11 protein-coding genes are annotated in these 11,956 nt (G+C 72.3%); 6 read left to right on the top strand and 5 right to left on the bottom strand.

Features of this window, described 5'->3' with window-relative positions:
• Positions 1 to 7 precede the first annotated feature (7 nt).
• From rarD to BLQ34_RS17970, 6 genes are all read left to right on the top strand, one after another.
• Positions 8 to 928: an EamA family transporter RarD gene (rarD, locus tag BLQ34_RS17995; protein ID WP_091788695.1), complete on the top strand. Its 921-nt coding sequence runs from the start codon at positions 8 to 10 to the stop codon at positions 926 to 928.
• 133 nt (positions 929 to 1,061) lie between these two features.
• The gene (locus BLQ34_RS17990; protein ID WP_091788693.1) at positions 1,062 to 2,105 is read left to right on the top strand and encodes an iron-siderophore ABC transporter substrate-binding protein; all 1,044 of its coding nucleotides are present in this window, start codon (positions 1,062 to 1,064) and stop codon (positions 2,103 to 2,105) included.
• A 10-nt stretch (positions 2,106 to 2,115) separates the two neighbouring features.
• Positions 2,116 to 3,168: a FecCD family ABC transporter permease gene (locus BLQ34_RS17985; RefSeq protein WP_091788691.1), complete on the top strand. Its 1,053-nt coding sequence runs from the start codon at positions 2,116 to 2,118 to the stop codon at positions 3,166 to 3,168.
• Positions 3,165 to 4,229 carry a FecCD family ABC transporter permease gene (locus tag BLQ34_RS17980; RefSeq protein ID WP_231961352.1) on the top strand — a complete coding sequence of 355 codons (1,065 nt, stop codon included), beginning with the start codon at positions 3,165 to 3,167 and terminating at the stop codon, positions 4,227 to 4,229. The genes BLQ34_RS17985 and BLQ34_RS17980 overlap by 4 nt, the downstream gene beginning before the upstream one ends.
• Complete coding sequence (locus tag BLQ34_RS17975) at positions 4,229 to 5,122, top strand: ABC transporter ATP-binding protein (protein ID WP_091788688.1); 894 nt, start codon at positions 4,229 to 4,231, stop codon at positions 5,120 to 5,122. The genes BLQ34_RS17980 and BLQ34_RS17975 overlap by 1 nt, the downstream gene beginning before the upstream one ends.
• Positions 5,119 to 6,129: a siderophore-interacting protein gene (locus tag BLQ34_RS17970; RefSeq protein WP_091788687.1), complete on the top strand. Its 1,011-nt coding sequence runs from the start codon at positions 5,119 to 5,121 to the stop codon at positions 6,127 to 6,129. The genes BLQ34_RS17975 and BLQ34_RS17970 overlap by 4 nt, the downstream gene beginning before the upstream one ends.
• Positions 6,130 to 6,154: 25 nt before the next feature.
• Here BLQ34_RS17970 and BLQ34_RS17965 read toward each other — a convergent pair whose 3' ends face one another.
• From BLQ34_RS17965 to nuoN, 5 genes are all read right to left on the bottom strand, one after another.
• On the bottom strand, positions 6,155 to 6,649 hold the full coding sequence (locus tag BLQ34_RS17965) for a DinB family protein (RefSeq protein WP_091788685.1): 495 nt from the start codon (positions 6,647 to 6,649) through the stop codon (positions 6,155 to 6,157).
• Positions 6,650 to 6,700: 51 nt separating this feature from the next.
• Positions 6,701 to 8,002 carry a D-arabinono-1,4-lactone oxidase gene (locus tag BLQ34_RS17960; protein ID WP_091788682.1) on the bottom strand — a complete coding sequence of 434 codons (1,302 nt, stop codon included), beginning with the start codon at positions 8,000 to 8,002 and terminating at the stop codon, positions 6,701 to 6,703.
• Positions 7,999 to 9,144, bottom strand: coding sequence for an alanine racemase (locus tag BLQ34_RS17955; protein WP_091788680.1), 1,146 nt, complete (start codon positions 9,142 to 9,144; stop codon positions 7,999 to 8,001). The genes BLQ34_RS17960 and BLQ34_RS17955 overlap by 4 nt, the downstream gene beginning before the upstream one ends.
• Positions 9,145 to 9,262: 118 nt before the next feature.
• Entirely contained in the window at positions 9,263 to 10,297 is a 1,035-nt protein-coding gene (locus BLQ34_RS17950) for a polyprenyl synthetase family protein (RefSeq protein WP_231961351.1), read from the bottom strand.
• A 48-nt stretch (positions 10,298 to 10,345) separates the two neighbouring features.
• On the bottom strand, positions 10,346 to 11,950 hold the full coding sequence (nuoN, locus tag BLQ34_RS17945) for an NADH-quinone oxidoreductase subunit NuoN (protein ID WP_231961350.1): 1,605 nt from the start codon (positions 11,948 to 11,950) through the stop codon (positions 10,346 to 10,348).
• Positions 11,951 to 11,956 lie beyond the last annotated feature (6 nt).

Raw genomic sequence — 11,956 nt, 5'->3', positions numbered from 1 at the left:
CGCTGAGGTGCCTCGCGACGACGAACGTGCCGGCGCGGCATACGGGTTCATCGCGTATGCCGTGTGGGGCGTCTTCCCGCTCTACTTCGCCGCCCTCAAGCCGGCCGGTGCCTGGGAGATCCTGTCGCACCGCATCCTCTGGACGCTGCTGCTCTGCGCCCTGGTGCTGCTGGTGCGGCGCGACCTGCGGTGGGCCCGGCAGCTCTGGCAGCGGCCACGGCTCGGGCTCGGTGTCACCGCCGCAGCCCTGCTGATCGCCGCCAACTGGGTGATCTACGTGGCAGCGGTGATCGGCGGGCGCACCACCGAGGCGGCGCTCGGCTACTTCCTCAACCCGATCGTCACCGTCGCCCTCGGCGTGCTGGTGCTGCGCGAACGGCTGCGCCCCATGCAGTGGGTCGCGGTCGGCATCGGCGCGCTCGCCGGCGTCTACCTCAGCGTCGCCGCCGGGTCGGTACCGGTCGTGGCGTTGAGCCTGGCCTTCACGTTCGGGCTGTACGGGCTGGTCAAGAAGAAGGTCGGTGCTTCCCTGCAGGCGATGCACTCGCTGGCCGCGGAGACCGCGGTGCTGGCACCGATCGCGATCGTGATGCTGGCCGTGCTCACCGCACGCGGGGACACCACGTTCACCACCCAGGGCGCTTGGCACACCGTCCTGCTCGTCGCCGCGGGGGTGGCCACGGCGACGCCGCTGCTGCTGTTCGCCGCCGCTGCCAGGCGGGTGCCGCTGGTCACCATCGGCCTCCTGCAGTTCGTCACCCCGGTGCTCCAGCTGCTGTGCGGCGTGCTGCTCCTCGACGAGCACATGTCGCGCAGCCGGTGGGTGGGCTTCGGGATCGTGTGGTTGGCGCTGGTGGTGCTGAGCATCGACTCGGTGCGGCACCTGCCCCGCCGCAGTCGGCCCGATCCGGACCCGGTCCTGCCCTGACCGCGTGCAGGTCCGGTCGCGAATGGGTGGGGAACCTGCGGTCGGCAGATTAACGGCATGGCCCCTTGCGTTAATGCTCGAAGGTAAGGTTAGGCTCTCCTAAATAAGGATCCCCTGACTCAGAGAGCCACCCATGACCCGCACCCGTCTGGCCGCCGCCGCGGCCGCCGTCCTCGCCCTCGCCTTGTCCGCCTGCTCCACCGGCGCCTCCGGTTCGACGGACGCAGGCTCGGCCGACGCCGGCTCATCCGGCGCCGACGCCTCGGCCTTCCCCGTGACCATCAAGCACGTCTACGGCGACACCGTCATCAGCAAGGCCCCGACCCGCGTGGCCACCCTCGGCTGGTCCGACCAGGACTTCGCACTGTCCCTGGGCGTCGCCCCCGTCGGCGCGATCAAGGTCACCTGGGGTGGCAACGCCAAGCTCTCCACCCCTTGGTACGACGCGAAGCTCGCCGCACTGGGCGCGGCGGAGCCGACCCGCTACGACGACGCCGACGGCGCGCCGATCGAGGAGATCGCCAAGCTCACCCCCGACCTCATCCTCGCGACCAACTCCGGGGTGACGAAGGAGGAGTACGACAAGCTCTCCAAGATCGCCCCGGTCGTGGCCTACCCCGGCGCCGCCTGGGGCACCCCGTGGCAGACCTCCTTGGAGATGGTCGCCAAGGCGCTCGGCCGCGAGCAGCAGGCCCCGGCCGTGCTGCGGGCCACCGAGGACTCGATCAAGGCCGCGGCGGCCAAGTTCCCGCAGACCAAGGACAAGACGTTCATCTTCGGCGCCATGTCGACCACCGACAACTCCAAGATCGACTACTACACGCCGCTCGACAACCGGCCCCGGCTGCTCGTCGACCTCGGCATGAAGAACGCGCCGGTCGTCGAGGACCTGACCAAGGGCAGCACCGAGTTCTACAAGACGATCTCCGCCGAGCGCGCTGCCACGCTGAAGTCCGACGTCTTCATCACCTACACCGAGAGCGACGCCGACATGGCGAAGTTCGTCAAGGACCCGCTGCTCGGCCAGGTGCCGGCGCTCAAGAGCGGCGGCTACGTCGCCGCCACCAACAAGACCGACTCGCTGGGCATGTCCGCACCCTCGCCGTTGTCGATCCCGTGGGCGATGGAGAAGTTCGTGCCGACCGTGGCCGCCGCCCTGGACCGCGCAGGCGAGTGACGTCCGCACCATGACGCTCCACCCCGTCGTCGACCGGCCGACAGTCGCACCCCGTGCCACCGTCGGCCGGTCGGTGACCCCTCGGTGGGCCCTCCTCGGGCTCGTCGCGGCGGTCGCCCTGGGTGCCGTGCTGTCGCTCGTCATCGGATCCCGCACGGTGCCACTGACCGACGCGTGGGCCGCCGTCACCGCCTACGACCCCGCCAACCCGATGCAGGCCATCGTCGCCGCCCGGGTCCCCCGCACCGTCGTCGCCCTGCTCGCCGGTGCAGCCCTCGGCCTCGCCGGGGCCTCGATGCAGGGCCTGACCCGCAACCCGCTGGCCGACCCCGGGGTCCTCGGCATCAACGCCGGTGCTGCCCTGGCCATGGTGCTCGCGATCAGCGTCTTCGGGGTCACCTCGCTCAGCGGCTACCTCTGGTTCGCGCTCGCCGGGGCTGCGCTGGCTGCGGCCGTCGTGCACGCCATCGCCGGCCTCGGCCGCGACGGCGCCACCCCGGTCAAGCTCGCCGTCGCCGGTGCCGCCCTCGCCGCCGGCCTGTCGAGCTGGACCACCGGTCTGCTGCTGACCGACCGGCAGACCCTCGACGTGTTCCGGTTCTGGCAGGTCGGCACCGTCGGCGGGCGCAGCATGGACATCGTCTGGCCGGTGCTGCCGGTGCTCGTCGTCGGGGCCGCGCTGGCCCTCACCGGCGCCCGGCTCCTCAACGTCCTCGCGCTCGGCGACGACCTGGCCCGCGGGCTCGGGCGCCGCGCCGGGCTCGACCGCGTCGTCGTCGGGCTGGCCATCGTCTGCCTCTGCGGCGGCGCGACGGCGCTCGCCGGACCCCTCGTGTTCGTCGGGCTCGTCGCCCCGCACGTGGCCCGAGCCCTCGTCGGCTCCGACTACGCGCGGATCCTGCCGGTCAGCCTCGGCCTCGGAGCGGTCCTCGTCCTCTACGCCGACGTCGTCGGACGCGTCGTGCTGCCGCCCACCGAGGTGCAGGTCGGCATCATGACCGCCGTCGTCGGCGTCCCCGTCTTCTTCGCGCTGATCCGCCGCGGACGGATGGGATCGCTGTGAGCGTCCGGATCCTCGACCGTCCGGACGTGCAGCTCGCCGTCGAGCCGTCACTCCGCGACGTCGTCCGGAGCGCCCGCCGCGGCACCGCCCGTCGACACCGGCTCGTCGTCACCGGCCTGGCGGTGCTGGTCCTCGGCGCGTTCCTCGTCCGCGTGCTGCTCGGCGACTTCACCGTCACCATCCCCGACTTCGTCCGCATCCTCACCGGTGCGCAGATCCCCGGCGCGACCTTCATCGTCATGGAGACCAAGCTCCCCCGCGCCGTCCTCGGCGTGCTCGTGGGCGCGGCGTTCGGGCTCGGCGGCGCGATCTTCCAGACCACCCTGCGCAACGCCCTCGCCTCGCCCGACATCATCGGGGTGAGCCTGGGCGCGAGCGCGGCCGCGGTCTTCGCGATCGTCACGCTCGGGTTGCAGGGCCCGGCCGTGTCGGGGTTCGCGGTCGCTGGGGCGCTCGGCGTCTCGCTGGTCGTGCGACTCGTCGCGGGGGCGCACGGCGGCTACCGCATCGTCCTCGTCGGCGTCGGCTCTGCGGCCTTCCTCTCCGCGGTGATCCAGTACCTGTTCACCCGCGCCAGCATCTACGACGCCCAGGCCGCCCTGGTCTGGCTGACCGGCAGCCTGGCCCGCGCCAACTGGGCGCTGATCACCCAGCTGGTCATCGCCCTTGTCGTGCTGCTGCCGGTGGTCGCGTGGCTGGCCGGGTCGCTGCGACTCACCGAGCTCGGACCGGACACCGCCACCGCACTCGGCGCCGCGCCGCGTGGCAGGGACGGCCTGCTGCTGCTGGCCGTGCTGCTGGTCAGCGTGGCGGTGGCGGCAGCCGGCCCGGTGTCGTTCGCCGGGTTCCTCGCCGGGCCGATCGCCAAGACCCTCAACGCCGGTCGCGCGACGCTGCTGGGCGCCATGCTCACCGGCGCCGCCCTGGTCACGTCGGCCGACTACGTCGGGGCCTACCTCATCGCCGACCTCAACCTGCCCGTCGGTGTCGTCACCGGCGCCTGCGGGGCGCCGTTCCTGCTGTGGCTGCTGGCCACCGGACGCACGACAAGGAGCACCTGATGACCGCCGAACCCACCGCGCTGCCCGCGGTCACGGCCCGACTGGTCGCCCGGGAGGTCACCCTCGGCTACGACGACCGGGTCGTCGTCGACCGGGTCAGCGCCGAGCTCCCGCACGGCCAGGTCACCGTGATCGTCGGGGCCAACGCCTGCGGCAAGTCGACCCTGCTGCGGGGGCTCGCCCGACTGCTGAAGCCGCGCGGCGGTGAGGTGCTGCTCGACGGGAAGTCGATCCACGGCACACCCACCAAGGAGGTCGCCCGCACCCTCGGACTTCTGCCGCAGAACCCGATCGCTCCCGAGGGTGTCACCGTCGTCGACCTCGTGGGGCGTGGCCGGACCCCGCACCAAGGGCGGTTCCGGCGCTGGTCGGCCGACGACGAGGCCGCCGTCGCGCACGCCTTGGAGGTGACCGACACGCTCGACCTCGCCGACCGCGTGGTCGACGAGCTGTCCGGCGGGCAGCGGCAACGGGTGTGGATCGCCATGGCCCTCGCCCAGGAGACCGACCTGCTGCTCCTCGACGAACCCACCACCTACCTCGACGTCGCCCACCAGGTCGAGGTGCTCGACCTGCTGCGCGACCTCAATGCAACCCGCGGCACGACGGTCGTCATGGTCCTGCACGAGCTCAACCTCGCGGCCCGCTACGCCGACCACCTCGTCGCGATGCGCGACGGGCTGGTGACCGCGGTGGGTGCGCCCGCCGACGTCATCACCCGCGAAGGCGTCCGTGCGGTGTTCGGCATGGACTGCCGCGTCATCCCGGACCCCGTGTCGGGCACCCCGATGGTCGTGCCCGTCGGCCGGCACACCCCCGCCAGCAGATCTGCAGGACCCGACAGCGCGCCTGCCCCTCACCGACCACTCGTCAGCAACGGAGCCACCCCATGACCGCCACCCAGACCGAGCACTCCTCCGACACCCGCACTGCACCCTCAGCCCTGGTCGCCGAGGTGCGGGTCGAGGCGGTCGAGCGGCTCAGCCCGGCCTTCGTGCGCGTCACCTTCGGCGGGCCGGGCTTGTGCGACCTCAGCACCGCCGACGGGTTCGACACCCGCTTCAAGGTGGTCTTCCCCGGACCGACCGGCCTGCTGCCCCGGATCAGCGCGGTCCCCGAGGAGTGGCAGGCGTCGTGGCTGGCGATGCCCGACGACGAGCGCTCCCCCATGCGGACCTACACGATCCGCGAGATCCGCACCCGCGGAGACGACGTGCAGCTGGTCGCCGACTTCGTCGTCCACGAGCCGAGCGGTGCGCGAGGGGAGGACGAGCTAGGCCCCGCCTGCCGCTGGGCGCTGACCGCCCGGCCCGGCGACGTCGTGCACGTCGTCGGCCCGCACCGGCTCTCGCCGATCTACGGCGGCACCGAGTTCGAGCCCGGCGAGCTGCGCGACCTGCTGGTCGTCGGCGACGAGACGGCGCTGCCCGCCGTCGCCCGGATCCTCGCCGACGCCGGTCCCGGGTTCACCGGTCAGGTCTTCGTCGAGGTCCCGTCGAGCGACGACATCGTCGACCTGCCACGGCACGCCCTGATCGGGGTCACCTGGCTGGTCCGCGGCTCGGCACCCCAGGGCCGGCGCCTGGTGTCAGCGGTGCGCAGCCACCTCGGGCTGCCGGCTACCGACCTCGAGGTGCCACTGCCCGAGGTCCGGTCCGATCTCGACGTGGAGGTCTGGGAGACACCGCGCTACTCCTCGGGCGGTGAGGACCTCAACCGCCACGTCGTCGCCTCCCCCGGACCCGTGGTCGCCGACCTCGCCGACACCTACGCGTGGATCGCCGGGGAGTCCTGGCTGGTCAAGGCGCTGCGGCGAGCGCTCGTCAGCGAGCTCGGGGTCGAGCGGTCGCGGGTGGCCTTCATGGGCTACTGGCGCCAGGGCGTCTCGATGCGCTCCTGAGCCGGTGCCTGCGGGGTCGGGGGACTCAGCCGGGCACGTGGTGGCCGGTGCCGCCGTCGATCAGCTCGCGCAGGATGTCGGCGTGGCCGGCGTGCCGCACGGTGTCCTCGATCATGTGCACCAGCACCCAGCGCAGGCTGACCGTGCGCCCGGTGTATGCCGTGCCGGTCGCCTCGAGAGGCAGCTCACGGATCGCCTCGTCCGCGGCCGCCCACGCGCGCCGGTAGAACGCCACGAGGTCGGCCGTCGACTCGCCCTCGGCGGCCCGCATGTCGGCCTCGAGGTCCTGCGAGATGTCGGTCAGTGGCTCGGTGGGGCGACCGAAGGTCTCGCAGAACCAGCCGTACTCGGCGTTGGCCAGGTGCTTGACCAGGCCCACGAGGTTGGTGCCGCTCGGCACCATCGGCCGACGGACGTCGTCGTCGGACAGGCCCTCCAGCTTCCAGACCATGACGTCGCGATGGCTCTGCAGGGCAGCCAGCAGGGTCGACTTCTCGTCGGTCGTGAAGGGGGTGCTCATGCCTGCGAGGCTAGCGAGGACGGGTGTCAGCCGACCCCAGCCGGGCCGTGGTCAGGCGCCCAGCACCCGGTCGAGGTAGGCGTTCGCGAACCGGCGACCCGGGTCGAGCTGGTGCCGCACCTCGAGGAAGTCGTCGAACCGCGGGTACAGGACCCGCAGCTCCTCCGCGCCGAGCGAGTGCAGCTTGCCCCAGTGCGGCCGCCCGGCGTGCTCGGCCACGATCGCCTCGAACGCGGCGAACGCGCCGTGGTCGTCCATCCGGTGGTACTGGTGGATCGCGACGTAGGCGTTCTCGCGCTGATGGGCGGTCGAGAGCCAGATGTCGTCGGCCCCGGTGAACCGGATCTCCAACGGGAAGGTCAGTGGTGCCCGGTGCCGCGCGAGCCAGCTGCGCACCTCCAGCAGGACGTCGCCGACGGCCGCCCGCGGCACGGCATACTCGCTCTCGCGGAAGCGCACCTTGCGCTCGGCGACGAACACGCGCCACGAGTCGTCGGTGTACTCGCGGGCTCCCAACAGGCGCGCGGCCACACCGTTGAGGCGTGGCACGATCGCCGGCACCGCAGCGGCGGCCCGGTTGGTCACCTCGAAGAGCCGGTTGGAGAGCAGCTCGTCGTCGAGCAGCGCGCGCCAGCGCGGCAGGGGCGCTCCGGCGTGGTCGTCCCCGACCCGGTCGTTGTGCTTGACCAGCACCCGGTCGGTGAGGGGGAACCAGTGCATGTCGACGTGGTCGTGCTGCTCCACGTCGTCCGCGACCCGGTCGAGCACCTCGAGCAGGTCGGCGCCGAACTCCTTGGCGTGCAACCGGAACGCCGGCACGCACTGCAGCTCGACCTCGGTGATGACCCCGAGGGCCCCGAGCCCGACCCGCGCGGCCTGGAACACCCGCGGCTCCACGTCGGCCGAGCACTCGAGCAGGCTGCCGTCGGCCAGCGCCAGCACCAGCCCCGAGACCGCGGCGGCGATGCCCTGGAACCGCACCCCGGTGCCGTGCGTGCCCGTCGAGATGGCGCCTGCGAGCGTCTGCCGGTCGATGTCGCCGAGATTGGGCAGGGCCAGGCCCAGCGCCTGCAGGGCCGGGTTCAGGACGTGCAGCGGGGTGCCGGCCAGCACCCGCACGCGGCTGCGCTCACGGTCGACGTGGGTGATGCCGGTGAGCCCGTCGAGGCGCAGGTGGAGCCCGTCCGTGGCCGCGACGGCCGTGAACGAGTGTCCGGCCCCCACTGCCTTGACCGGTATGCCGCGGGCCCCCGCCCGCTGGATGGCGGCGCAGACCTCGTCGGGTCGCCGCGGCGTGGCCACCTCGACCGGGTGGCTGGTCTGGTTGCCGGCCCAGTTGGTCCACGTGGTCATCCGAAGTTCTTCCCCTCACCCCGGTAGGTCGGCACGGTCTCGACGAGCCGGTCACCGCTGACGAGGTGGAGCTGGTCGAAGCGCTCGCACATCTCGCCCGCCTTCGCGTAGCGGAACCACACCTTGTCGCCGAGCCGCAGACCGCGGACCCCGTTGCCCTGCAACGGCGTCTGCACCTCGCCGACCCCCTCGGAGCGCACCAGCTTGACGCCGCGCCGACCGTACGGCGACGGCACGCGCGACCAGCCGGGCGGCCCCGAGGCCACGTAGCCGCCACCGAAGGCCGTGACGAAACCGGGGGCGGGGTGGCGCACCACCGGCAACGCGAAGGCAGCGGCGGGCCGGGGCGTGAAGTCGTCGTAGCCGTCGAACAGGGTCGGCCCGTAGAGTCCCGAGCCGGCGGCCAGCTCGGTGACCGTGGGGTCGGGCGCCGTCACGTGCAGCGACCCGGTGCCGCCGCCGTTGACGAACTCCAGGTCGGTCACCGCGCGCACCGCCTCGACCACCGCACCACGCCGGGCGGCCAGCGACTCGGCAGACCGCTTCTTCATCACCCGCACGGCAGGTGAGCTGTCGGGCAGCCCGGCGATCTGGGCGTCGTAGAACATCACCCCGACGACCGACAACCCGGCAGCTGCGGCAGCCTGCGCCACGGCCACCGCCTCGTGCGGCTCGCGCACCGGCGACCGGCGCACCCCGAGGTGCAGCGGACCCACCTTCAGCGAGGCGTCGACGTCGACGGCCACCCGCAGCCCGTGCGGTCGGTCGAGCGCGGCGAGCAGCTCGACGTGCTCGACCGAGTCGATCGTGAGGGTCACCCGCTGGGCGGCGACCTCGTCTGCCGCCAGGGCGGCCAACGCCGCCCGGTCGACGCTCGGGTAGGCGACGTAGACGTCCTCGACCCCCGAGGTCACCAGCCAGTGCGCCTCGGGCACGGCATACGCCATCACGCCGGCGAAACCCGGCTGGGACAGGACCCGCGTGAGCAGGGTGCGGCAGCGGACCGACTTGGAGGCGACCCGGATCGGCTTGCCGCCCGCTCGGCGGACGAGGTCGGCGGCGTTGGCGTCGAAGGCGTCGAGGTCGACGACCGCGAGTGGAGGCTGTACGGCGCTGGTGGCCGCATCCCAGGGCAGGGTCACACACCCGACCCTACCGACGAGTTACCCACTTCTGGCCGGGTATGCCGCGCGCGGTCCCCCGAATCGTCGCCACACCCGCCATGCGTGGCCAGAAGTGCGGGAGCGGAGCGCCGTCGGCTCAGCCGACGCGGGTGACGACGCTGGTGGCCAGGGCGCGCAGCGCTGCCTTGGCCGGGCTGTCGGGCAGCGGGGCCAGCACGTCCTGGGCCCGGGTCGCCACCGCTGCGGTGTGCTGGCGGGCCTGCTCCATGGCCGGGTGCGCCCGCAGCAGCCCCAGCGCCTCGTCGAGCAAACCCTGGTCGCGCAGGTCGGACCGCAGCAGCTCCTGCAACCGGGCGTCGGCCGGGTCGGTGGACGCGAGGGCGTAGAGGACCGGCAGGGTGCGCTTGCCCTCGCGCAGGTCGGTGCCCGGGACCTTGCCCAGGTCGTCAGCCTCGGACGACACGTCGATCAGGTCGTCGGCCAGCTGGAAGGCCATCCCGAGCCGCTCGCCGTACTCGCGCATCACCTCGACGGTCTCGGCGTCGCAGCCGGAGAACATCGCGCCGTAGCGGGCCGCCGTCGCGATCAGGACGCCGGTCTTGTCGGCCAGCACCTGGAGGTAGTAGTCGACCGGGTCGGCCCCGCTCGGGCTCGGCCGGTCGTCCCGGATCTGCCCGGCGCACAGCCGCACGAACGTCTCGGCCTGGATCTTGACCGCCTCGGCGCCGAGGTCGGCGATGATCGACGACGCCGTCCCGAACAGCATGTCGCCGACCAGGATCGCGGTGGAGTTGCCGTACTTCGCGTTGGCGCTGGCCGCCCCACGACGCACCTCGGCCTCGTCCATCACGTCGTCGTGGCACAACGACGCGACGTGGGTCAGCTCGACACCCGCCGCCGCGGCCACCACGTCGGCGTTCGACCCGGTGCCGAGCTCGGCGGCCAACAGGGTCAGCAGCGGCCGGAACCGCTTGCCACCGGCCTCGATGAGGTGCGAGTTCGCCTCGGCGATGAACGGGTCGTCGTGGTCGACCTCGCGACGCAGCAGCGCGTCGACGGCCTCGAGCCCGTCCTGGAGCCGGTCTGACAGGTCGTCCGCGACGTCGGGCAGGGCGAGCACCGGCGGCGTCGAACCGGGAGCCGATTGCGTCATCTCGTCAGGTCGCGTCATGTGGAGTGATGGTCAGCGCAGCAACCTGTGTCATCTCAACAGGCTGTGTCATCGCAACAAGAATTGCGACGACCGCTCGGCCAGGTCGAGCGCCTGGGCCGGGAGGACACCGAGGACGAGCGTCACGAGCGTGCCGACGGTGATCGCGATCGTGGTGAACGGCGAGGCCGTCTCGGCCACGACCGCCTCACCGGCCGGCGGCTCCGTGAAGTACATCAGCACGATCAGGCGGACGTAGACGAAGGCGGTGACGACACTGGCCAGCACGCCGATGACCACCAGGGCCACCCCCGACCGGCCGCCGAACGAGATGGCCGGGGAGAACGCGGCGTACTTCGCGGCGAAGCCGGACGTGAGCGGGATGCCCGCGAAGGCCAACAGCAGGAAGGCGAAGACGCCGGCCACCACCGGGTGGTTGCGACCCAGACCGGCCCACTGCGACAGGTGGGAGGCCTCGGAGCCGCCCTGGCGCACGAGCGACACCACGGCGAAGCCGGCGATCGTCATGAAGCCGTAGGCGACGAGGTAGAACATCGTGCCCGCGACACCGGTGCGGTCGAAGGACAGCACGGCGACGAGGATGAAGCCCGCGTGCGCGATCGAGGAGTAGGCCAGCAGCCGCTTGACGTCGGTCTGCGTGACCGACAGGACGGCGCCGACCACCATGGTCAGGGCGGCGACGGCGATGACTCCACCGCGCCAGTCCCAGCGGTTGGCCTCGACGCCGACGTAGACGACGCGCAGGATCGCGCCGAACGCGGCGACCTTGGTGCACGCGGCCATGAAGCCGGTGACCGGGGTGGGCGCCCCCTGGTAGACGTCGGGCGTCCACGAGTGGAACGGCACCGCGCCGACCTTGAAGAGCAGGCCGACCAGCACGAGGACGACACCCGGCAGGAGCAGTCCCTCCAGGGCCCCGTCGGCGTTCTTGACCGCGGTGGCGATGTCGGCGATGTAGAGCGAGCCGGCGTAGCCGTAGAGCAGCGCGGCACCGAACAGGAAGAAGGCCGAGCTGAACGCGCCCAGCAGGAAGTACTTGAGCGAGGCCTCCTGCGAGAGCAGGCGACGACGACGCGCCAGCCCGCACAGCAGGTAGAGCGGCAGGGACAGCACTTCCAGCGCCACGAACATGGTCAGCAGGTCGCCCGCGGCGGGGAACAGCATCATGCCCACGACGGAGAACAGCGTCAGGGGGAAGACCTCGCTGGTCGCGAGCCCGGCCCGCAGCGCGGCGGCCTCGTGCGGCGACCCGGGGACGGCCGCACCCATCGGGGTGAAGGCATCGGCACCGCTGCCCCCGAACTTCTCGGCCATGGTGAGCACGCCGAGGGCAGCCATCAGCAGGATCGCACCCTGCAGGAACAGCGCCGGGCCGTCGATGATGACCGCCTGGGCCAGGGTGCCACCGCGGTGCGCCTCGTCGGCCGACACCGTGACGAGCACGACGAACGCGGCCACGAGGGACACCAGGGCGAGCGCGACCTGGATGCTGTGCCGCAGCCGCCGCGGCGCGAACGCCTCGACCAGCACGCCGATCAGCGCACCACCGATCACGATCAGCATCGGTGCGATGGCGCCGTAGTCGACGTCGGCGGCCTTGAAGGCGGTGGTCAGGCCCGGAGCCGACAACGCGGGCGAGGTCAGGACCGTCATGGCGGG

Source organism: Pedococcus dokdonensis, from assembly GCF_900104525.1.
Taxonomy (GTDB): Bacteria; Actinomycetota; Actinomycetes; order Actinomycetales; family Dermatophilaceae; genus Pedococcus; species Pedococcus dokdonensis.
This window is presented reverse-complemented; position numbering and strand designations above follow the sequence as displayed.